Source organism: Thermocrispum sp., from assembly GCF_002919275.1.
Classification (GTDB): Bacteria; Actinomycetota; Actinomycetes; order Mycobacteriales; family Pseudonocardiaceae; genus Thermocrispum; species Thermocrispum agreste.
The window spans coordinates 150,878-172,844 of sequence record NZ_PKFA01000059.1 but is presented as its reverse complement, the minus strand read 5'-3'; the positions used below and the strand labels follow the sequence as shown (position 1 = coordinate 172,844).

Here is a 21,967-nt window from a genome sequence, read left to right as displayed (position 1 = left end):
GGTGGACGGGGGGCGTCAGAGCGGTGGCGCTGTTGGTGGCCGGCCCGACCATTGCCGTGGCGGCCCGCAAGCGCCGAGCGAAATGAGCACGACGACGCAAAGCGCGCTGCGCGTTGCCTCGGTAGGCGCGCGCTGGACGCGCAGGCAGTCCCGGTGCCCGGCGGGGAGCTGATCGCCGCTGCACGGCTTCGTCGTTCCGTTCGACGCGGTGCCAGTGGATTCAGGCCGACCACCGAACCGTGTCGAGGAAGAACGGTGAATCGGCACAACTTGAACTGCACGAAGCTGTCGTTGCGGAAGCAAGATTGCCCTGCTGGCCGCGGCAGTCGTGGTGGGAGGTGCAGCCGTCGCGGGGGCCGCACAGGCGAGCCAGCCGCTCTGCCGCCCGGTCCTGCGAAGCCGCACATCGTGGGCGAAACGCCGGTGCCGGACGGCGTGTTCCCGTTCGTGATGAGCCTGCAGTACGAGGACGAGAACGGTCGCGGCCGACACTTCTGCGGTGGCACCTTGATCCACCCCTGGGCGGTGCTGACCGCCGCGCACTGCGTGCGGCCGATCGGCCGGCACCGGATGGCTTCCGCCGGGCCCGGCGGAAGCCATCCAGCGGCCACCCCAAGCAGATGCGTGACCGCTACCGCGCGCTCGCTCCCGCCGCGACTGCCGTCGCCGGGGTCAGCGGGCCTGGCGGCCTGCCCGGCCGGTCAGCTTCTTCAGCAGGCCCACCAGCTGCGCCACGCGGTGCCGCAGACCCCACCGGCCGACTTGCAGGACCGCCTCCAGCACGATCGCGCCGCTCATCTTCGACTTGCCGTGCTCGCGCTCGGTGAACGTGATCGGTACCTCGGTCACGGTGAAGCCGCCGCGGATGGTGCGCCAGGTCAGGTCGATCTGGAAGCAGTAGCCCTGCGACGCGACGTCGTCGAGTTCCAGCTTCTCCAGCACCGAACGCCGGTAGGCCCGGAATCCGGCGGTGATGTCCCTGGTCGGCACGCCGAGGGCGGTCCGCGAGTACACGCCCGCCATCCGGGACAGCAGTTCCCGGTGCTTGGGCCAGTTGACCACCTTGCCGCCCGGCACGTAGCGCGAACCGATCACCAGGTCCGCGCTCCGCTCGTCCAGCGCCGCGAGCAGCCGCGGCAGGTCTTCCGGCGCGTGTGAGCCGTCGGCGTCCATCTCCACCAGGACGTCGTAGTCGCGGTCCATCCCCCAGCGGAATCCCGCTATGTAGGCGGGGCCCAGCCCCGCCTTGTGCGTGCGGTGCAGCACGTGCACGCGCTCGTCGGCGGCGGCCAGCCGGTCGGCGAGCTCACCGGTGCCGTCCGGGCTGGCGTCGTCGACCACCAGCGCATGCACCTCGGGCAGCGCCCGGTGCAGCCGGCGCAGCAGCGGCTCGACGTTCTCCCGCTCGTTGTAGGTCGGGATCACCACGAGCACGCGGTGATCAGTCATGCGGCCCTCCTCCGGTCACGGATTCGCCACCCTACCGAAACCGCTGCCATGGCCAGGGCGGCGACTCCCGCGGCGACGATCACCCGTTCCGGCCACGGGCCGACGACACTCGCCACGGTCGTGGTGTCCCGCAGCGGCAGCGTTCCGACGAGGATCTCGGAGGTGAACAGGCCGGAGGAGCGGACGACGGACCCGTCGGGCCGGACGATCGCGCTCACCCCGCTGGTCGCGGCGACCACGGTGGCCCGGCCGTGCTCCACCGCCCGCAGCCTGGACATGGCCAGCTGCTGGTAGGTCATCTCCCCCGGCCCGTACCAGGCGTTGTTCGTGGGCACGACCAGCAGCTGCGCGCCCCGCTCCACGGTTTGCCGCCCGACGTAGTCGTAGGCGACCTCGTAGCAGATCTGCAGGCCCACCCGGATGCCGCCCGGGGTGAGCACGCCCGGCTCGGTCCCCCACCGCATGTCCCTGGTCCTGCCCAGGAACGGCGTGAACCACGCAGCGACCGGCCGCCACGGCACGTACTCGGCGAACGGTACGAGTTCTTGCTTGACGTAGTGCGAGCCTGCGCCGCGACCGGGCTCCCAGACGAACACCGAGTTCTCGCTCAGCCCGTCCGGGCGGGTGTAGAGCGCACCGATCAGGGTCGGTGCATCGAAACGGTCGACCAGGCGGTCCAGCTCCGGATCCTGGTTGCCCAGGTCGGTCGCCGTCTCCGGCCACACCACCAGGTCGGGCTCGGGGATGCCGCCGGCGGCGATCTCGCCGGCCAGCCGCTCGCTGGTGGCCAGGTGGTTCGCCCGGATCCGGTCGCGTGCACCCAGCAGGCCGAGGCCGATGTCGGGGGCGTTGCCTTGCACCACCGCGACGGTGACCTCGCCGCGGGTCGGCTCGACGCCGACGGTCGGCCACACCGCCAGCCCGGCAAGAACCGGCACCACGGCACACGCCACGGCCGGGATCACGCGCACTTCCCGGCGGCCGATGCGCAGCAGCACCCGGGCCAGGCCGAAGCCGCACAGCGTCACGGCGAAGCTGACCAGCGGTGCGCCGCCGATCGAGGCCAGCGAGGTGAAGGGGCCCGACGGATGGCCGAACGCCACCCGCCCCCACGGGAACCCGTTGAGCGGGAAGGACGACCGGAGCGTCTCCTGTCCCACCCACAGCGCGGCCATCCACACCGGCGCGGCAGGCAGTCGCTGCACCACCGTGGCGCACGCACAAGCCAGGGCGACGTAGAGACCTTCCACGAACGACAACGCCAGCCACGGCGCGGACCCGAAATCGGCACCCAGGAAGTCCTCGATCCACACCAGGTGCCAGAGGAAGAACGTCACCGCGAACAGCAGGCCGTAGCCGAAGCCGGCGCGGAAGCGCCGCCCGTACAGCACGACGCCGAGGCCGGCGAACGCCACGGGTGCCAGAAACCACAGCTCCCGCGGCGGGAAACTCAGCTGCAGCACCACGCCGGACGCGACGGCCAGCGCCATCCGTCCCGGCACCCCGGTCAGCACGCCGCGCCAGCTTCTCTGGACGCGCCCCGCGACGTCGACGTCCTCTGACGCGGTCACAGTCACAACCCGAAGCCTATGACTCCACCCGGTGTAGCCGGTGTCAGGTGTCGTCAGGCGGCGTAGATCGTGACCCCGCGCCGGACGGTGCGCAGGCAGGACGGCAACGGCGTGCCGGGTTCGAGCACCGGCAGGCCCGGCACCCGGGAACGCGGGTCGGTCGACCACCGCTGCACCCGCGGGTCCGGGGCCGCGACGACCAGCTCGCCGGCCTCCCACACCGCGTAAGTGGCCGGCGCGCCGGGCACGAGGGTCCCCGAGATGCCGTCGTCGACGCCTGCTGCGCGGTAGCCGGCCTTGGTGTGGGCGGTGAACGCCGCACGCGGTGAGATGCCCGATCCTTCGGTGCGGTGATGCACGGCCGCCCGGACCGACCGCCACGGATCCACCGGGGTGACCGGGGAATCCGACCCGCCGGCCAGCAGCACTCCGGTGGCGGCGAGCATGCTGAACGGGTTGAGCGTTGCTGCTCGCTCCTTGCCCAAGCGCTGGGCGTACATGCCGTCCGGCCCACCCCACAGCTCGTCGAACAGCGGCTGCACGGACGCGGTGACGTTCCACCTGGCCAGCGCTTCCGCTTCCGGCCTGCCGATCATCTCGACGTGTTCGAGCCGGTGCATGCCCGCGGCCAGGGCCGCAGCGCCGACCTCGGCCTCGGCGCGGGTGAAGCCTTCGATCACCACGTCGAGTGCCCCGTCGCCGATGACGTGGAACCCCGCTTGCAGACCGGCTCGCGTGCACGCGACCACGTGCTCGGCGACGTCGTCGGCGTCGAGGTACAAGCGGCCGTTGTGGTCCGGTTCGTCCTGGTAGGGCGCTCGCAGCCGCGCGGTGTGCGAGCCAAGGGCTCCGTCCACGAACAGGTCTCCGGCGAGACCTCGGATCCCGAGACGTTTGGCGCGGTCGATCACCGCGTCGTCGGCCAGTTCACCCCAATACGCGATCACCTCCGGGGTGCCCGGCCCGGCCTTGTCCAAGAGTGCCGCCACGTCCTCCCAACCGGACAGATCCGGGCCCGCGCACTCGTGCACGCAGACCACGCCACGGGCGGCGGCCGCGGTCAGGAAGGCGTGCTGGGCGGCATCGCGTTGCTGCGGCGTCACGGCCGAACGGACAGCCGCCCGCAACACGTGATGGGCCTCGGCGCGAACCGGCCCCTCCGCTGACCAGCCGTCGGCCTCACGCGCGTGCGGAGCGAGTTCCACCAGTGCGGTGGAGACCAACGCGGAGTGGACGTCGATGCGGGTGAGGTAGGCAGGACGACCACCGACGGCGTCGTCGATCTCGGCCCGGCTCGGCAGGCGGGCATCCGGCCACGCCGATTCGTCCCATCCGTGCGCGACGAGCACTCCTTCCGGCGGGGTCCGCTCGGCCGCCTTCCGCAGCAGCGCCAGGACGTCCTGCGCCCCGCGGGCGCCGGTCAGGTCGGCACCGGCCTGGTGCAGGCCTGACGCCGTGGCGTGCACGTGGGCGTCGACGAAACCGGGTGTCACGAACGCGCCGTCCAGCGGGACTTCTTCGGCATCCGGGTGCAGGGCTCGCCCCGGCCCGTCCTGCCCCACCCAGACGATCGTGTCGCCGGTGATCGCCATGGCGGTCGCGTCCGGGGCGGCGGGGCTGTAGATCCGGCCGCCGGTGAGCAATGTCGTCGCTGCCTTGGTTGATGCCACGTGTGCAGTCTGCCTGCTGTGCGTATCACCGGCAAAAGGCCCGTTTCGTCGGAAGATTTACGGGCCAGCTGCACTGTGGCAGGATGTTTTCTTGTACTCGATCGACGCCGTGAGGAGACCAGATGACCGCCGTAGTCAACCCGCCGGAGAACCTGGCGAGCCAACCGGCGAGCGAGCTCGAACAGCCGTACGTCTACCGGCGCACCGAGCTGGTCGAGCCCGACTGGCGACGCTTCCCGGGCTGGGCGGACGTCACCGAGGCCGAGTGGCGGGATGCCCAGTGGCAGCGCGTCAAGTGCGTGCGGAACATCCGCCAGCTCCGTGCCGTGATGGGCGATCTGCTCGAGGACCGCTTCTACGCCGACCTGGAGGCCGACCAGAAGCAGATGGCCACCATGTCGATGCTGATCACGCCGCAGATCCTCAACACGATGGCGCCGAACGCGCCGACCACGCCGAAGGAGTTCACCGACGCTTTCCTGGCCGACCCGGTGCGCCGGTACATGCTCCCGGTCAAGTCCGACCGGGACCCCGACTGGCCGTCCCACCCGTACGCCCAACGCGACTCGCTGCACGAGGCCGAGATGTGGGTGGTGGAAGGCCTGACCCACCGTTATCCCACCAAGGTGCTCGCCGAGCTGGTGTCGACCTGCCCGCAGTACTGCGGCCACTGCACGCGGATGGACCTGGTCGGCAACTCCACGCCGCTGATCGACAAGCACAAGCTGCAGCTCAAGCCGGCCGACCGGCAGGACCAGATGATCGACTACCTGCGCCGTACGCCGGGCGTGCGTGACGTGGTGGTCTCCGGCGGCGACGTCGCCAACGTGCCGTGGCATCAGCTCGAGTCGTTCTTGATGCGGCTGCTGGACGTGGAGACCGTCCGGGACATCCGGCTGGCCACCAAGGCGCTGGCCGGCCTCCCCCAGCACTGGCTGCAGCCGAAGGTCGTGGAAGGGCTCGAGCGGGTCGCCCGTACCGCTGCCCGCCGCGGCGTCAACCTGGCCATCCACACGCACATCAACCACGTGCAGTCGGTGACGCCGCTGGTGGCGGAGGCGGCCAGGACCGCGCTCGAGGTCGGCGTGCGCGACGTGCGCAACCAGGGCGTGCTGATGCGGGGAGTCAACGCCACCGCGGAGGCATTGCTGGACCTGTGCTTCGCGCTGCAGGGCGAAGCCAACATCCTCCCGTACTACTTCTACATGTGCGACATGATTCCCAACTCCGAGCACTGGCGGCTCGCGGTGTGGGAGGCCCAGGAGCTCCAGCACGCCATCATGGGCTATCTGCCCGGCTACGCCACCCCGCGGATCATCTGCGACGTGCCGTACGTGGGCAAGCGGTGGGTGCACCAGCTCGCCGACTACGACCGCAAGCGGGGCATCTCGTACTGGACGAAGAACTACCGCACCGCGCTCGAACGCAACGACTTGGACGCGCTGACCCGCCGCTACGAGTACTACGACCCGATCAGCACGCTGCCCGCCGAGGGCAAGCAGTGGTGGGCCGAGCACTCGGCGAAGTGATCCGCCCGGACACGAACGAACGCCCCGCAGGAGGCTCTGCCTGCGGGGCGTTCGTCGTCTGCGGGATCGTCAGGACGTCGCCTTCGCCAGGTTCACCCGGCCGAAACCGAAGTAGACGTCACGCCCTGGCTCACCGAGGTCGTCCACGGACGCGGTCAGCTTGGCGCGCCAGTCCTCCGGCGTGCCGCCCTGCGCCGCGATCAGCGCCGCGACGCCGGACGCGTGCGGCGTGGCCATCGACGTGCCCGAAGCCTTGCGGTACCCGCCGTTGTTCCACGTCGACAGCACGTCCACGCCCGGAGCGGCCACTTCCACGTCGGAGTTGTACGTGGAGAAGCTGGCCCTCTGGTCGTTGTGGTCGGTGGCCGCCACCGACACGACCTCCGGATACGCGGCCGGATAGTTCGGCGTCGAGTTGCCGCCGTTGCCGGCCGCGGCGATGATCAGCGATCCGTTGTCGGTCGCGTTCCGCACCGCCGCCTGCAGGGTCTGCGACCCGGTGGTGCCGCCCAGCGACATCGAGATGATCTTCGCGCCCTTCTGGTTCAGCCACGTGATGCAGTTGGCGACCATGTCCAGCGTGCCGGAGCCGCTGGAGTTGAGCGCCTTGCAGATCGCCAGCTCGGAGTTGAACGCCACGCCCGCGATGCCCTTGCCGTTGTTGGCCCGCGCGGCGATCGTGCCCGCCACGTGGGTGCCGTGACCGTTGTCGTCCTCGCACTTGGCCGGATCGTCGGAAATGGTCGGGTCGGCACCGATGACGATGATGATCAGGCTGATGCCGAAGCTGGTCACCCCGCCGCAGTCGGCGATCTTGCCCTGGAACTCCTCGTGCGACTTCTGGATGCCGGTGTCGACGACGCCGACCTTCACGCCGCCGGTGGACGGGAAGTCGCTCAGCCCGGCGTTGTCCCAACCCTCCGGTGCGTCGATGTCGGCATCCACGGTGCCGCCGGTCTGGCCGGCGTTGTGCAAGCCGTACAGCTCGCCGAAGCTCGGATCGTCCGGCAGCGCCTGGGTGGTCAGCACCGCATTGACCTCGGCGTACTCCACCACCGCCGACTTGTTCAGCCGCTCCACCGCTTTCCGCGGGTCACCGGCGACGCGCAAGGTCATCGCTCCGGTGCCCGCGATGTTGGCGACCTTGCCGACCACGCCGGCCAGCTTCTGCACCGCCGACCGCTGCCCGGCCGTCGCCGAGGACTTGAACTTGACGATGATCGAGTCGGTGGAGATCGCGTTCACCGGCGGTGGCGCGGCGGCGGCGGCCTGCGGCGCGGCCGCCGCCGTGGCGGGAACGGACAGCGCCGCGGCGGTCAGCGCCGCGGCCGCGGCGACGACGGTCGGTCGCCATCTGCGTGATGTCATGCTGGCACCCCTTCTCGCGCTCACCCGATGGTGTCCGTGGAGCGGGCGATCTGGCTGATTTTTCCGGTTAACGACGAGTAAGTTCCGGAAGATACTCGGAAATTTCCGACATCAATACAGCCGTTCGTAGGAAGCCGACGCGAGACGGTGTGCGCACAGTGATCGTCACTCTGCGGGTGACGTGACGCGCGGAACGGCCGGCGACGGCGCTCCGTGGCGGGGTGGAGCGCTCACGCCGGCCGTTCGATGCGATCGTGGATGCTTGCCGCCGTGCGCCGCCGGGCTCAGATGACCCCGAGGGCCAGCATGGCGTCCGCTACCTGGGTGAACCCGGCGATGTTGGCGCCGACCAGGTAGTTGCCCGGCGCCCCGTACTCCTCCGCCGTCTCCAGGCAGCGGTCGTGGATGCCCTTCATGATGGCGGCCAGCCGCTGTTCGGTGTAGCCGAAGTCCCACGAATCGCGGGAAGCGTTCTGCTGCATCTCCAGCGCACTGGTGGCCACTCCGCCCGCGTTGGCCGCTTTGCCCGGCGCGAATGCCGTGCCTGCCTCGGCGAACAGCCGGACCGCGTCGGGCGTGCACGGCATGTTCGCCCCTTCGGCGACCACCTTGCAGCCGTTGCGCACCAGCACCTCGGCGTCCGCCCCGGTGAGTTCGTTCTGGGTGGCACACGGCAGGGCGATGTCACAAGGAACTTCCCACACCGTGCGCCCCTCGACATAGCGGGCCGAACCGGCACGCTGGTCGACGTATTCCGAGATGCGCGCGCGACGGACTTCCTTGACCTGGCGAAGAACCTCGAAGTCGATGCCTTTGTCGTCCACCACGTACCCGGTGGAGTCCGAGCACGCGACCACCTTGCCGCCCAGCTGGTGGACCTTCTCGATGGCGTACAGCGCGACGTTGCCCGAACCCGACACGACCACCTGCTTGCCGTCGAAGTCCTCGCCGCGGGTGGCGAGCATTTCGTTGACGAAGAAGACCGTACCGTAGCCGGTGGCCTCCCGCCGCACCTGCGAGCCGCCCCAGGACAGCCCCTTGCCGGTGATCACCCCGGACTCGTAGCGGTTGGTGATGCGCTTGTACTGGCCGAACAGGTAGCCGATCTCCCGCTGGCCGACACCGGAATCGCCGGCAGGCACGTCGGTGTACTCACCGATGTGCCGGTACAGCTCGGTCATGAACGACTGGCAGAACCGCATGACCTCGCCGTCGGACCGGCCCTTCGGATCGAAGTCGGCCCCGCCCTTGCCCCCGCCGATGGGCAGGCCGGTGAGCGCGTTCTTGAACGTCTGCTCGAACCCGAGGAACTTCATGATGCTCAGGTTCACGCTGGGATGGAACCGCAGGCCGCCCTTGTACGGGCCGAGTGCCGAGTTGAACTCGACCCGGAAGCCCCGGTTGATCTGCACCGTACCGTTGTCGTCCACCCACGGGACCCGGAAGATGATCTGCCGTTCCGGCTCGCACAGCCGCTGGATGACGCTGGCGTATTCCGGGTGTTTGCCCACCACGCGGCCGAGGCTGTCCAGCACCTCGTGCGTGGCCTGGTGGAATTCGCTTTCGTTCGGATTGCGACGTACCACCTCGCGGTATACGTCGAGCAGCCTGTCGTCCAACGTCGTCGTCAACGATGACTCCTCACGTCCCATGCTCCCGCGGACACCGTGCCCAACCCGCCACACCGGGCACGGCGTCGGCGGCGTGCTGGTGTGTATCCGTCCGGTCGCCATCCGCCTGGGCAAGCGACTGCACGGGCGTGGGCACGACCACAAACGTAAGTCACCGGGGTACCGGCGAGCCTGTGGTTGCGACCGACTTCTCATCGTCGTTCCCGCCGTCGGCCGGCCCCCGATCACCCGCGGACAACCCCCTGACCAGGATTCTTCAGCGCGCTGCAACCGCACCGGCGGGACGCCGTGCCGCCGTGTCCGCGACGAAGCTTGTGTTGAAGAACACTCGTATTTCCTCCCGGCCGACGGGCGCGCTCGAGCCGATGGGGTCCGTCATGGCCGCTCGGCCGCGGTTTCGTACAGCTTGCCGTGCAGCAATCGCATGGCCGAGCCGTAGGCGTCGCCGAGCAAACCGGCACGCGCCAGAGCGGCACGGGCGGCATTGGCCCCCGGCGCACCGTGCACGGCCCCTCCGGGATGAGCCGACGCGCTGGCCAGGAACAGTCGGTCCACCGGAGTGTCCGCGCGTCCCAGGCCGGGAACCGGCCGGAAGAACAGCTGCTGGTGCATCGCGGCGGTCCCGCCGTTGACCGACCCGCCGAGCAGGCTCGGGTTGTGCCGCCGCAGGTCGTCGGGACCGGACACCACCCGGTCGAGCACCAGGCCACCGAATCCCGGTGCGTGCTGCTCGATCAGCGCCTGGACACGGTCGGCCTGCTTGCGCACGCTGTCGCGGTCGGTGGTGCCGTGCGGCACGTGGGTGTAGGCCCACGCCGATTCGGTACCCGCGGGTGACCGGGTCGGATCCGTGGTCGTCATCTGCCCGAAAAGCACGAACGGACGCTCCGGCATCCGGCCGCAGGCCAGGTCGGTGGCGAAATCCGCGAGCCCGTCGACGTCCGCGTCGAAGTGGATCACGCCGGCCGTCCTGGCCTCCTGGGCCCGCCACGGCACCGGCCCGGACAACGCCCAGTCGATCTTCACGGTGGCGTCGTCCCACTGGAACCGCTCCAGATCGCCGACGAACCGTGCGGGCAGCCGCTCTTCCCCGACCAAGTCCCGGTACAGCGTCGGCGCGGGGACATCGGCCAGCACGGCACGGCGTGCCCGCACCAGCTCGCCGTGGACGTCACGCACACCGACCGCGCGGTTGCGCGCGATCAGCACCTCGGACACCGGCCGCGAGCAATACACCCTCCCGCCGCGGTCGATCAGCCGTGCGACGAGCGCCTTGGTCAACGACCCCGCTCCCCCCTCGGGCGCCGGGAATCCGACGTCCTGCCCGAGCATGGCGAGCAACCAGCCGAACACCCCGCTGGCCGCGCTGTCCGGACCGAGATCGGTGTGCAGGGCACAACCAGCCACCAATGCCTGCGCGCCGAGGCCGCGGAAGTTCTCCGTCCCGAACCGGCGGGCGGGCAACGTCACCATGCGCGCCAAGCGCAGCATGTCGGCGGCGCCCAGGCGACGAACGAGGCGAGCGGCCGCCTTCGCCGGAGGGAACGGACCGGTGACAGCATGCAGCAAGTCGTCGCGAACGCGCTGCCATTCCGAGTAGCAGCGACGCCACGCGTCGCCGTCACCGGGCGCGAACGTGTCGAGCGATTCCGCCGTCCTGCCGATGTCGCGGGACAGCAGGGCACAGCGGTCGTCGGGCAGGATGTGCGCGAGCACGTCCGGGGCATGCCGCCACCGCAGCCCGTATCGCTGCAGGTCCAGTGCGTTCAGCACTGGAGAGGCAATTCCCAGCGGATAGAACGCGCTGCACAGGTCGCTGCGGAAACCGGGCCTGGTCAGTTCGGCGGTCTGCACCGACCCGCCGGGATTCGGGGTGGCTTCCAGCACCACCACGTCCCACCCGCGGTCGGCCAGGATGTTCGCTGCCACGAGCCCGTTCGGGCCCGCGCCGACGACCACTGCGTCGGCGGTGTCGGCGGCTGCCGTCATGACACTCCGGACTGTCCGGGAGCTGCGGTCGCCGCGTCGGCCAGGGCGATGCGGCCCTGCACCAGATCGGCCAGGCGGGACAACGACTCGGCGTTACGCGGTTTGAGGAGCAACGCCTGCACCCCGATCGGTATCGCCGCCATCGGTCCGTGCACGATCCGCTCCGTCATCCGTACCTCGGTGCCGCCGTCCACCGGCGACAGCTCCATCTTGACCCAGGCGGTACCGAGCGGGCGAACCTCGGCTTCGAGCTCCAGCAGCGCAGGCGCATCGAGCTTCAGCACGCGAGTCACGTCGGCCATTTGCACCGGCCACGCCCCGATCTTGTGGTGAATCCGCGAGCCTGCGGCCGGCCAGCCACGGTCGACCGCGCGGATGTGCGCCGCGCCGACCACCCAGTTCGCGTACTGCCAGCCGTCGGACAGCACGTCGAACACCTTCTGGGGTTCCGCCGCGATGAACCGCCGTACTTCCACCATTCGCCCACCTCCGTCGTCGGCCACCGGGCCTGGACCGGTCTGCCGGTCGCGTTCCGGCATGTCCGTCCCCGGTCACGGCGTCGCACCGTGACACGGTCTGGTTCGGAACTACCCCCGGCTCGAGGGGGACACACATGGGCGGACGGCCTGCTCCTGGTCGGCGTCGGTGCGAGGCTCCGTCGCCGAAGCGCGGCGCCAGCGCCTCGCGAACCTGGGCACCCCTCTGGCGCAGCCCGACGGCGGCGGAGCATGGCTGACGTCCGGGGTCGCTACGTCGCGGTCACGGGGAGCACCCGGCGGCACCGCACCGGGAGGGGCCGATGAGCGGCCACGGTCGCCTCGACCTGCGCGCCCGGCACCGATCAGAAATGCACCAGGATGCGCCCGGAGTTCTTCGGGTCGACCTCCACCGAACGGTAGAGGTTGCGCATGTGCTTGGCGTCGAGCATCCGCAGCACCCGATGCCGCAGCTGGCCCTTGCCCTTGCCGACGATGATCTCGGCGACCGGCACCTTGCTCTGGGCGGCGCGGAACACCAGCTGACGCACCGCTCGGTCGATGTCCCGTTCGTTGCGGAAGAACGGGTGCAGGTCCACCGTGAGCTTGTCGGGCACGATCACTCCTCGCGGTCGGTCGGGTGCCGCTCCGGGACACGCATGCTCCGGCGCACGCGGTTCACCTCAGCGGCCAGACCACCCTATGGCCTGGCGGATCCGACTCGGAACCAGCGCGGCTGCCACTGGGCGCGGTACTGTGCCCGAATCGGGCGGTCCGCGGTCGGAGGGACTGATGTGGCGAGCGCTGGTCGGTGACATCCGGTCACCGGGATCGAGCGAGAGCCCCTGTTCGCCGTCGCGGTCCGGTTCGGGCTGCTGGCCAAGCTCGTCACCGTCGGTCTGTGCACGGTGCTGGGCGTGGTGGCGACGACGGGCAGCGCTCGTACCGCCATCGCCGTCATCGGCTCCAGCCTGGTGGTGTGGCTGCTGCTCCGCTTGCGCGGCCTGCCGGACGCGATCGCTCTCTGCGGCGACGTGGCGCTGGCCGCCCTGGTCGGCCTCAGTGCCTTCTGGCTCGGCCCACCGACCGTGATCAGCTGGGGCGCGCGTGTGGCGTTCCTCTGCGCCGTCGTCGCCCACTACGACTGGCCTCGCAGCGCCCGTGCCGCGTGGGCGGTCTCGTTCGCCGCGATCGGCGGGTACGCCGCCGGAACCGTGGCCGTGGGCCCGCTGCCGGAGGCGCTTGGCCTCACCGCTCTGCTGACCATCCACACGGCGCTGGCACGCGTGGTGTTCGTGGTGCTCCGGGCCACCGCTCGAGCCGTGGACCACGCGCACGAGCGAATCGCCGAACAGCAACGGCAGGCCGCCGTCGCCACCGCGCGCCGCCTCGCCGAACGCGAGGCGCTGGCCACCCTGCACGACACGGCGTGCACCACGCTCATGATGGTCTCGACCGGCGCTGCCCAGTCGGACGCCTCGTGGCTGCCTGCGCGCGCCCGGCGCGATCTGGACGCGCTGCGCCGCCGCACCGAGATCACCGGCGTGGTCGATCTCGCGGACATGTTGCACGAGGCGGAATTCGACCATCGCGTCCGGCTCGCGGCCGGCATCTCCGGCCCGTTGCCCACCTCCGCCCGCGCCGCCTCGGCCATCCTGTACGGGGTGCGGGAAGCCGTGGTCAACGTCGCGCAGCACGCCGGAACCGATGTCGCGCGGCTGCGCGCAGGCCGGACGGGTGACACCGTCTGGGTGGAGCTGGTCGACCACGGCCGCGGGTTCGACCCCGCGCAGCTTCCCGCCCGGCATCGCGGGATCGCCGATTCGATTCAAGGCCGCTGCGCGATGGCCGGGGCGACCGCCACGGTGCGGTCGGCGCCCGGCCGAGGCACGACGATCCGCTGGGAGGTCGACGCCGCCGGGTCGGACGCTCCCGCGCGGCCACCGAACAACCTGGCCAGGTTCATCAACGAGCGGATGTTCGACGGGTATCGCGCCGGTCTGCTGTGCGTGGTGCTCACCGAGCTCGTCGTGGCGTGTGTCAAGCAGATCGCCGACGGCGGGATGGGCGGGTTCGCCGCCTGGGCGTTGCTCGCCGTCGTCGGTGCCGGGTTGTCGGTGTCGATGGTCACCGGCAGGCCGATCGCCGGGCCACTGCGGTGGCTGGGGCTGGTGGCCATCGGCGCGGCCAGTGTCGTGATCACGCCTGCGGTGCCGGACGATCCGGTTCTGCTCGGCACCCACTGGTACGTCGGGCTGGTCGGCTGGTTCGTGATCGTGCTGCTGCTCGACCTCCCCCTGCCGGTCATCGGTGTCGTGCTCGCCGCGCACGCCGGGTGGCTGATGGCCCTGGTCGCAGTACACGGTGGCAGCGCGCAGGATCTGGCCGCCGTCGGGCTCGTCCCGGTCGGCGTGACCGGGTTCCAGTTCGCCGTCGCCGCCGCGCTGGTGCTGATCCGGCGCTCCGCCACCGAGGCCGCGCAGCTGGCCGAACGCGACGAGGCGATGCGGCGCGAGGCCGCCGTCGCCGCGCACACCCATGCCGACCACACCCGCCGCTACGCCGAGCTCAGCCGGGAGGCGGTTCCGCTGCTGACCGGGCTCGCCGACGGCACGCTGGATCCGAACTCCGAGGAAACGCGCACCCGGTGCGCGATCGAGGCGGCCCGCATGCGGGTGTTGTTCGCCGAGCGGGACGCGGCAGACGACACGTTGATCCACGAACTTCGCGCAGCGATCGACGTGGCGGAGCGACGCGGCCTGACCGTGCACCTGGCGGTGCGCGGCAAGCCGCTGGCCATCCCACGGGACGTGCGCAGAACCTTGATCCAAGCTGTGCTCAACGGCGTGCTCACCGCACGGACCTCCGCGCGCATCACCGTGTTGCGCACCGGAACGCACGTCCGGTTGAGCAGTTACTGCGACGACGCGGTGCACACCGCGGGCCCGCCGCCGTCGCACCCGGACGTCGACATCAGCACCGACACCGAAGGAGGTGCCCTGTGGGTCCAGGCAACATGGCCGCCGACACCGGCTCGACCACCGGCACGGACATCGACCACGGCCCCACCGGAGACACCGGAGGCACCGGGCCGAACGGCCCGGACCGAGACCGCGGCCGGGAGATCGGCCGAGAGATCACTGTCGCCGTGATCGACGACCATCCGGCCGTGGCCGCAGGCATTCAGGCCTGGTACGCCGCCAGTGATCCGCCGATCCGCGTCGTGGCGTCCGGCAGCACCGCACAGACCGCCTGGCTCCCGCCGGGGCGGGACGCCGACGTCGTGGTGCTCGATCTGCTGCTGGCCCCGGACCATCCGGAGTGCTACGGCGATCTGCGCAGGCTGGCCGACGCCGGACGGCGGGTCATCGTCTACACCATGCGCGAGGACGAGCAGGTGGCGCTCACCTGCCTGGAGCTGGGCGCGTTCACCTTCCTGACCAAGGCGGAAGGACAGCAGCACCTGGTGGACGCCACCATCGCCGCCGCACACGACCGGCCGTACATCGCGCCGGCCCTGGCCGGAGCGTTCGCCGCGGACACCAAGTCGCACCGGCCCCAGCTGTCCGCCCGGGAGCAGGAAGTGCTCATCGAGTGGTTCCAGTGCGAGTCGAAGCAGGCGGTCGCCCGGCGCATCGGCATCACCCCCAACACCGTGGGCACCTACCTGGATCGCGTGCGGCTGAAGTACGCCAACGTCGGCCGTCCCGCACCGACCAAGGCCGCACTGGTCGTGCGCGCCATCCAGGACGGGATCATCACGTTGGAAGAGCTCTGACCGGCGGGACGGGCCATCCCGTGCCATCCCGCGAGCGACCTGGGCCGGGGTCCGCGCCGCTGCCGCGCGGGTGGGCAAGTGTCGGCCGTGCCGATCCCGGGTAGCCGATGCCATCCAACGAAAGGACGAACGATGGCCGCCGGAGACAAGATCGACAAGGTCGCGGGCAAAGCCAAGGAAGGCGTCGGCAAAGCCACCGACGACGACCTGAAGAACGAGGGCCGCACCCAGCACGGTGTCGCCAAGGCGAAGGACGCCGTGAAGGACGCGGCGAGCAAGATCAAGGAAGCCGCGCGGGACATGACCGACCGCGACCGGTAGCCACGATCACGCACCACGCCCACCGGTGACCACCGTCGGCGTCGGCGAGGACCAAAGACCCCAGCGCTGTCGAGCTCCGATCGGCATCGTCGTTTCGGAGTCCAGCGTCGGCAGCACTCGGGAGCGCGGCATGCGGGCACGAGACATCATGACCAGCCCGGCAGTGACGGTGCACCGGGACACCCCGGTCGGTACCGCCGCTCATCTCGCGGCCGAGTCCGGGTTTCCCCTGGTGCCCGTCGTCGGCAGCGGTGATCTGCTGGTGGGCGTGGTCTCCGTGGCCGACCTGACCGCTGTGGCCAGCGAGTCGGCTCGGCAGGACGACCGGCTGGTCGCCGACATGATGTCCCCGGCCACGGTCGCCGCCGAGGTGGACACCGATCTGGCCGATCTGGTGACCACCATGCTCGACCGCGGCGTCCGGTGCCTGCCGGTCGTACAGAACTCCCGGGTGGTCGGCGTGATCACCCGCCGCGACCTCGTCCGGACCGTCGACGTCGACCAGACCGCGGCACGGCAGGAAATCCGCCGCCGGCTGGAGCGCTACGGCGGCCGTGGCCGCTGGACGGTGGCGGTGCACAACGGGGTCGCAACCATCACCGACGTGCTCGACGATCCCATCGACCGGCATATCGCCCGTGTCCTGGCCGAGTCCGTCCCGGGAATCGTCCGGGCCCAGGTGTCGGTGGCGGACGACGCTACCGCGCGGCGACCAGCAGCGGACCGACTTCCTCGGCAGCGCTCTGCAACCGCTCGGCCAGTGCGCTGATCTTGTCCTCGGTGATCCGGACCGTCGGGCCCTGCACCGCGATGGCGGCCACCACCCGGCCGTCTGATCCCATGACCGGAACGGCCACGGTGCGCACCCCGGCATGCCGCTCCTCGTCGTTGAGCGCCCACCCGCGATCGCGCACCCGGCGCAGCTCCTCCGCCAGCGTTTCCGGGTCCGTGATCGTCTTCTCGGTGACCGGCGCCAGCTCACCCAGCCCGGCGATCTCCGCCTCGATGTCCCCGGCGAACGCCAGCAGGCACTTGCCCATCGCCGACGTGTGCAGCGGAACCCTGGTCCCCGGCTGCTGGGAGAACCGCAGCGGCTGCGGCGAGGCGACGTCCAGCACCACGTGCACGTCCGTGCCCGCACGGATCCCCAGGTTCACCGACTCCCCGGTGTCCGTGGACAGCGCCCGCAGCGACGGCAACGCCGCTTCGTATCCCAGGCCCCGCGCCGCCTTGTCGCCCAGCACCACCAGGGTCGGCCCCAGCTGGTACCGCTCGGTCTTCGGATCCTGGGCCAGCAGGCCGCCCTCGGTCAGGGCCTTGGTCACCCGGTGGGCCGTGCTGATACTGAGCCCCAGCTTGCGGGCGATCTCGGTGATGCCCAGGTCGGTCGCCGTCTCGAAGCAGCGAAGCACGCCTATGGCGCGCTCGATGGCTTGGGCTCCGGTGCGATGGCGCTGATCAGGCACGGGTCAATCCTGGCACAGCTGCGCCCGCGGACGGGCCGCACCCGCCCGCCGGAGTGGTTCACGCGGGTACCGCCGCCCCGTTCGAACGGAGACACCCCTCCTCGAGCTGTTCCAATGGCTCGGGTAGGCGCGGTGGCAGCGCCGCCACCGGAGTTGTTCGTCGCGCGCCGACTACGCCCGTCGCATCACCCGCGGGTGTTCTACCCCGCCTGCTCACGTCGACGTGCGCGACCGGATCGTTTGCCGTTCGTGGCCCGTGGGCCGACAGTTCCGGCAGGTGCGAGCGGAATCGACCACTGCATGGAAGAGCTCCGGGTCCACGCCGGCAACACGGCTGGTATCTCTGCGACACATTTGCCGCGTCGTAAGCGCCAGCCGCCCTGCCAACTGTTTCCATATTATGGAAAATCTTTCCACTTGTGGTGATCACTGCCAGTGTCAGAGTGTGAGCAGCACAAATGCCACGCTGACCGTCGTCGTCCAGGTGACGATCGACGCCGATCGCGCGGACCTGGTCGGGGCTCAGATCGCCCAGGCCATTCGCTCTGTGGCGGCCCTGGGCAACGCCAGGCTGACCGTGCGCGACCGGGGCACCGGTGGCGCCGAGGCCTCGTTCGCTCCGCCCACGCGGCTCAAGCTCGAGCCACGCGTGCGCATCATCGCCGCCGAGCGCCGGGTTCTGCGAGACGGCCAGGAGGTGCCGCTGACGCGGCTGGAATACGACCTGCTGCTCTTCCTCTGCCGCAATCCCGGCCGGGTGCACGACCGGGACGCGCTCATGGCAGCGGTGTGGAAGCTCTCCGCACCGTATCGCTCTCGCACCATCGACGTGCACGTCCGGCGGTTGCGCCGCAAGCTCGGCGACGACCTGGAGTTGATCGACACCGTGCGCGGGGTCGGGTACCGCGTGCCCGATGCCGGCCTCGTACGCATCGAGGAGCACGAGACCGTTCAGCGCTCTGCCTGACGGCACGCTGCTGCACGCAGTCCGTGCGCTCGATCAGGGGCATCCGGCACGACGGTGGCAACGGCGCCGTCCGCCACCAACAGCAGCGGCCACCCGCCCGCCGGGCACCTACGGCAGGCGCTGGCCGATCAGCAGCGACGAGCCCGCGGCCCCGATCAACAGCAGCGTGCCGAGCATCAACCACGGCCTGCTGGCATCCGCCTTCTTGATCTCGTAGCCGATCTGCTCGCCCAGGTCCGCGTAGACCCGTTTGAGCTCCTCCCCGGTCGCCGCCTTGTAGAACTGACCGCCGGAGATCTCCGCGATCCGCCGCATCGCCTCGTCGTCCACCTCGACGTCGAAGGTGCGGCCGCCGATGTCGACCGTGCCGTGCTCGGTCCCGAACGAGATGGTGGAGATCGGCACGTTCGCCTTCTTCGCCTCCCGCGCCGCGGTGTAGGCGCCGCGCGGGTCGTCCATGTCCGTCGTCGGCACGGTCTGCTTGCCGTCGGCCATCAGCACGATCCGGGCAGGAGGCGGCCCGGACGCCCCGCCGGTGACCGCGGAGAACCCCTCGATCGCGTCCAGCGCGGCGAAGATGCCCTCCCCGGTCGCGGTGGACTCGGCCAGCTTGAGGTTCTTGATCGCCCGGACCGCGCTCTCCCGGTCCGTGGTGGGAGGAACCAGCAGGCTCGGCGTGCCGGCGAACGAGATCAAGCCGAGGTTGATGCCGGGTGTCATGTTGCGCACGAACGAGATCGCCGACTCCTGGGCGGCGGCCAGCCGGGTCGGTTTGACGTCGTCGGCTTCCATGGACAGCGACACGTCGATCACCAGCATGACCGTCGCCCGGTTGCGCGGGACCTTCTGATCGGCGGTCGGCCCTGCCATCGCGGTGATCAACAGGATCAGCGACACGGTGAGCAGCGCGGCGGGCAGATGCCGGATCGGCCCTTGCGACTTCGCGCCCGCCTTCTCCAGCAGCTCCAGGTTGGCGAACCGCAAGGTCCGCTTGCGACGCCTGCGTTGCACCAGCACATAGCCCACGACGAGCGCTGCCACCACCACGAGCAGCAGGAACCAGCCTGGCGAGGAAAAGTCGGACAAGCTCATCGGACCGCTCCTGACCAGCGTCTCTTGCGTGCCACGACGAACCGCACCACGTCGGCGATCCAATCCGAGTCGGTGCGCAGCACCAGATGCGCCGCACCCGCTCGCCGCAAGCCACTGGCGACCTTGTCCCGGTGCTCCTGCGCCGCCGCCGCGAACTCCCGGCGCAACAGGGCGGACGCGTGCACCTCCCGCTGCTTGCCCGTCTCCGGATCGGACAGCACGACGGTGCCCACTTCCGGCAGATCCACGTCCCGCGGGTCGACGATCTCCACACCGATCAGGTCGTGCCGCTGCGACAGCGCCCGCAGCGGACGTTGCCAGCTCAGATCCCCCAGGAAGTCGGAGATCACCACGGCCAGCCCACGCCTGCGGGGCGGCCTGCGCAGCTGGTCGATCGCCTTCGCCAGATCCCCTCTGGTGCCCTCCGGGGCGCGCGGGGTCTGGGCCACCGCCTTGACCAGGCCGCGGGCGTGCGCCGAACCACCGCGCGCCGGGATGCGCTTGGTCGTCTCCCCGTTGGCGATGAGCGCCCCGATCCGGTTGCCGCCGCCCCCGGTCAGGTGCGCGATGGCCGCGACGGCGCACACCACCAAGTCCCGCTTCTCGCAGACCGCGGACCCGAAATCCAGGCTGGCCGACAGGTCGGCGACCACCCACGTCTCCAGCTCCCGGTCGGCCACCGTGTCCCTGATGTGCGGAACGGTCGTGCGCGCGGTCACCGCCCAGTCCATCCGGCGCACGTCGTCACCCGGCTGATACGGCCGCGCCTCCCCCGGTTCCGAACCAGGGCCGGGCACCAGGCCGAGGTGGTTGCCCTGCAACAGCCCGTCGAGGCGCCGCCTGACCTCCAGCTCGAGCATGCGCAGCCCCGCCTCCAGCCGGTCGCCCTGCAGCACCGGCGGGGCCCACGGATGCTCTCCTCGCCGAGCCACGACGCGTTACCGTCCCGCGGGACTGGGCAACGGCTGCCCGGGGCCATTCGCCCCGCCGTTGCCGTGCGGCCGTGCGGACACCTGGGGAAGCGGAACCGTCTGCAGCACGCGCGTGATGATGTGGTCCAGCGGCACGCCGTCAGCCAACGCGTCGTAGGACAGCACCAGCCGGTGCCGCAGCACGTCCGGAGCCACGTCGACCACGTCCTGCGGGAGCACGTAGTCGCGCCCGCGCACCAGGGCCAGCGCCCGCGCGGCGGCGATGATGCCCAGGCTCGCCCGGGGCGACGCACCGTAGGACACCCAGCCCGCCAAGTCGGACAGCCCGTGCTCGGCAGGCGTCCTGGTGGCCATCACCAACCGCACGGTGTAGTCGACGAGCGCATGGTGCACGAACACCCGGGAGGCCACGCCCTGCAGGCGCACCAGCTCCGCCGGGGTGAGCACCTGCGCCGGAGTGGGCGGCTCCACCCCCATCCGGTAGATGATCTCGCGTTCCTCTTCCGCCGTCGGGTAGTCCACCACGATCTTGAACAGGAACCGGTCCCGCTGCGCTTCCGGCAACGGGTAGACGCCTTCGTTCTCGATCGGGTTCTGCGTGGCCAGCACCAGGAACGGGTCCGGCATCGGAAACGTCTTGCCCCCGATCGACACGTGCCGCTCCGCCATCACTTCCAGCAGCGCCGACTGCACCTTGGCCGGCGCGCGGTTGATCTCGTCGGCCAGCACGAAGTTGGCCACCACCGGGCCGAGCTCGACGTCGAACTTCTCCTCGCCCTGACGGTAGATGCGGGTGCCCAGGATGTCGGCGGGCACCAGGTCCGGGGTGAACTGCACGCGGGAGAACGAGCCGCCGACCACCCGCGCGAACGTCTCCACCGCCAGCGTCTTGGCCACGCCCGGCACGCCCTCCAGCAGCAGGTGCCCCTTGGCCAGCAGGCCGACCAGCATGCGTTCCACCAGCCGGTCCTGGCCGACGATGACCCGCTTGACCTCGAACACCGTGCGCTCGAGCTGCTCGGCGTCCAGCGCGGGGGTCGGCTGCCGCTCGTCGGACGACTGGCCGGGATCGATCACTACTGCCTCCTTGTCCACCGCTGCATCGTCCAGGGTGCGCGATCACCGGTGTGACCGCTGTGAAAGCACATCACCGGCGCCGGAGCCGGATCAGGTCGTCCGGCGTGTCGACATCGGCCGCTTCGCCGGCCCGCGCCGCCACGTCCACCACCCGCAATGGCCCGAGCGTGGCCCGCACCGAGCGCCCGGCCGGGTCGCCGGGCACCGCCGCCAGCAGGGCGGACCCGTGCCACACGCCGGTCAGCCACTGCCGCCGGCCGCTCTCGTCGACCAATACCGCTCCGTCGGCGTGTTCGTTCGCGTCCAGCGCCGCCCGCAACCGCTCGATCGTGTCGGCGCGGAGCCCGGGCAGGTCAGCGGCCAGCACGGCGACGTGCGCGCCCGCCGGCCGGGGAAGCGCGGCGAGCCCGGCGGCCAACCCGGCGACCGGACCGCCGCCTGCGGGTTCCTCGCTGGTCCAGCGCACGTCCGGCACAGCGGGGCGCTGAGGGCCGACCACCACGATCTCCGCCGCCGCTCGCACCGACGCGACGACGTGTTCCAGCAACGTCCTACCGCCCACCTGCAGCATGAGCTTGTCCGTGCCGGACATGCGCCTCGCTGCGCCACCGGCCAGGATCACCGCGTGCAGCGGCCGGTCAGCCATGCCCC

The 21,967-nt window shown here is 70.7% G+C and carries 19 protein-coding genes and 1 pseudogene; 7 read left to right on the top strand and 13 right to left on the bottom strand.

The window, feature by feature from the left end:
• Positions 1–153: 153 nt before the first annotated feature.
• Positions 154–543 (top strand): annotated as a pseudogene (locus CXP56_RS19100) (trypsin-like serine protease); the annotation flags it as partial.
• Positions 544–672: 129 nt separating this feature from the next.
• Here the strand turns inward: CXP56_RS19100 and CXP56_RS16045 are convergent.
• From CXP56_RS16045 to CXP56_RS16035, 3 genes are read right to left on the bottom strand one after another with little or no spacing between them, the layout of a single operon-like run.
• Positions 673–1,449: a polyprenol monophosphomannose synthase gene (locus CXP56_RS16045; protein WP_028845997.1), complete on the bottom strand. Its 777-nt coding sequence runs from the start codon at positions 1,447–1,449 to the stop codon at positions 673–675.
• The gene (gene lnt, locus CXP56_RS16040; protein WP_028845998.1) at positions 1,446–3,020 is read right to left on the bottom strand and encodes an apolipoprotein N-acyltransferase; all 1,575 of its coding nucleotides are present in this window, start codon (positions 3,018–3,020) and stop codon (positions 1,446–1,448) included. The genes CXP56_RS16045 and lnt overlap by 4 nt, the downstream gene beginning before the upstream one ends.
• Before the next feature lie 53 nt (positions 3,021–3,073).
• Positions 3,074–4,690 (bottom strand): amidohydrolase, encoded by a 1,617-nt coding sequence (locus CXP56_RS16035; RefSeq protein WP_028845999.1) that lies wholly within the window; start codon positions 4,688–4,690, stop codon positions 3,074–3,076.
• 122 nt (positions 4,691–4,812) lie between these two features.
• Here CXP56_RS16035 and CXP56_RS16030 point away from each other — a divergent pair, with 122 nt between their 5' ends.
• Positions 4,813–6,219 (top strand): KamA family radical SAM protein, encoded by a 1,407-nt coding sequence (locus tag CXP56_RS16030; protein ID WP_286901751.1) that lies wholly within the window; start codon positions 4,813–4,815, stop codon positions 6,217–6,219.
• A 69-nt stretch (positions 6,220–6,288) separates the two neighbouring features.
• Here the strand turns inward: CXP56_RS16030 and CXP56_RS16025 are convergent, their stop codons facing one another.
• The 5 genes from CXP56_RS16025 to CXP56_RS16005 form a co-directional block, all read right to left on the bottom strand.
• Positions 6,289–7,587 carry a S8 family peptidase gene (locus tag CXP56_RS16025; protein WP_051309400.1) on the bottom strand — a complete coding sequence of 433 codons (1,299 nt, stop codon included), beginning with the start codon at positions 7,585–7,587 and terminating at the stop codon, positions 6,289–6,291.
• Between the two features lie 284 nt (positions 7,588–7,871).
• Complete coding sequence (gene gdhA, locus CXP56_RS16020; RefSeq protein WP_245566504.1) at positions 7,872–9,218, bottom strand: NADP-specific glutamate dehydrogenase; 1,347 nt, start codon at positions 9,216–9,218, stop codon at positions 7,872–7,874.
• A 375-nt stretch (positions 9,219–9,593) separates the two neighbouring features.
• Complete coding sequence (locus CXP56_RS16015; RefSeq protein ID WP_028846002.1) at positions 9,594–11,207, bottom strand: phytoene desaturase family protein; 1,614 nt, start codon at positions 11,205–11,207, stop codon at positions 9,594–9,596.
• Positions 11,204–11,686 carry an SRPBCC family protein gene (locus CXP56_RS16010; protein WP_028846003.1) on the bottom strand — a complete coding sequence of 161 codons (483 nt, stop codon included), beginning with the start codon at positions 11,684–11,686 and terminating at the stop codon, positions 11,204–11,206. The genes CXP56_RS16015 and CXP56_RS16010 overlap by 4 nt, the downstream gene beginning before the upstream one ends.
• Before the next feature lie 362 nt (positions 11,687–12,048).
• Positions 12,049–12,300 carry a Smr/MutS family protein gene (locus CXP56_RS16005; protein WP_028846004.1) on the bottom strand — a complete coding sequence of 84 codons (252 nt, stop codon included), beginning with the start codon at positions 12,298–12,300 and terminating at the stop codon, positions 12,049–12,051.
• 300 nt (positions 12,301–12,600) lie between these two features.
• On the opposite strand from CXP56_RS16005, the gene CXP56_RS16000 reads away from it, so the two are divergent.
• The 4 genes from CXP56_RS16000 to CXP56_RS15985 all read left to right on the top strand — a co-directional run bounded on the left by CXP56_RS16000 (position 12,601) and on the right by CXP56_RS15985 (position 16,551).
• Entirely contained in the window at positions 12,601–14,835 is a 2,235-nt protein-coding gene (locus CXP56_RS16000) for a sensor histidine kinase (protein ID WP_286901750.1), read from the top strand.
• A 17-nt stretch (positions 14,836–14,852) separates the two neighbouring features.
• Positions 14,853–15,461 (top strand): LuxR C-terminal-related transcriptional regulator, encoded by a 609-nt coding sequence (locus tag CXP56_RS15995; RefSeq protein WP_286901749.1) that lies wholly within the window; start codon positions 14,853–14,855, stop codon positions 15,459–15,461.
• A 132-nt stretch (positions 15,462–15,593) separates the two neighbouring features.
• Positions 15,594–15,782 carry a CsbD family protein gene (locus tag CXP56_RS15990; protein ID WP_028846007.1) on the top strand — a complete coding sequence of 63 codons (189 nt, stop codon included), beginning with the start codon at positions 15,594–15,596 and terminating at the stop codon, positions 15,780–15,782.
• A 130-nt stretch (positions 15,783–15,912) separates the two neighbouring features.
• Positions 15,913–16,551, top strand: coding sequence for a CBS domain-containing protein (locus tag CXP56_RS15985; RefSeq protein ID WP_286901748.1), 639 nt, complete (start codon positions 15,913–15,915; stop codon positions 16,549–16,551).
• Here CXP56_RS15985 and CXP56_RS15980 read toward each other — a convergent pair.
• Positions 16,481–17,248 (bottom strand): IclR family transcriptional regulator, encoded by a 768-nt coding sequence (locus CXP56_RS15980; protein ID WP_028846008.1) that lies wholly within the window; start codon positions 17,246–17,248, stop codon positions 16,481–16,483. The genes CXP56_RS15985 and CXP56_RS15980 overlap by 71 nt on opposite strands.
• A 445-nt stretch (positions 17,249–17,693) precedes the next feature.
• Between CXP56_RS15980 and CXP56_RS15975 the strand changes: the two genes are divergently transcribed.
• Complete coding sequence (locus CXP56_RS15975; protein ID WP_245566506.1) at positions 17,694–18,215, top strand: winged helix-turn-helix domain-containing protein; 522 nt, start codon at positions 17,694–17,696, stop codon at positions 18,213–18,215.
• A gap of 108 nt (positions 18,216–18,323) precedes the next feature.
• On the opposite strand, the gene CXP56_RS15970 is transcribed toward CXP56_RS15975, so the two are convergent.
• Genes CXP56_RS15970 through mobA form a run of 4 tightly spaced genes read right to left on the bottom strand, consistent with a single transcriptional unit; the run spans position 18,324 to position 21,962 of the window.
• Positions 18,324–19,307: a VWA domain-containing protein gene (locus CXP56_RS15970; RefSeq protein ID WP_028846009.1), complete on the bottom strand. Its 984-nt coding sequence runs from the start codon at positions 19,305–19,307 to the stop codon at positions 18,324–18,326.
• The gene (locus CXP56_RS15965; protein ID WP_028846010.1) at positions 19,304–20,239 is read right to left on the bottom strand and encodes a DUF58 domain-containing protein; all 936 of its coding nucleotides are present in this window, start codon (positions 20,237–20,239) and stop codon (positions 19,304–19,306) included. The genes CXP56_RS15970 and CXP56_RS15965 overlap by 4 nt, the downstream gene beginning before the upstream one ends.
• A gap of 6 nt (positions 20,240–20,245) precedes the next feature.
• Positions 20,246–21,334 (bottom strand): AAA family ATPase, encoded by a 1,089-nt coding sequence (locus CXP56_RS15960; RefSeq protein WP_425426095.1) that lies wholly within the window; start codon positions 21,332–21,334, stop codon positions 20,246–20,248.
• Between the two features lie 52 nt (positions 21,335–21,386).
• The gene (mobA, locus tag CXP56_RS15955; RefSeq protein ID WP_286901747.1) at positions 21,387–21,962 is read right to left on the bottom strand and encodes a molybdenum cofactor guanylyltransferase; all 576 of its coding nucleotides are present in this window, start codon (positions 21,960–21,962) and stop codon (positions 21,387–21,389) included.
• Positions 21,963–21,967 lie beyond the last annotated feature (5 nt).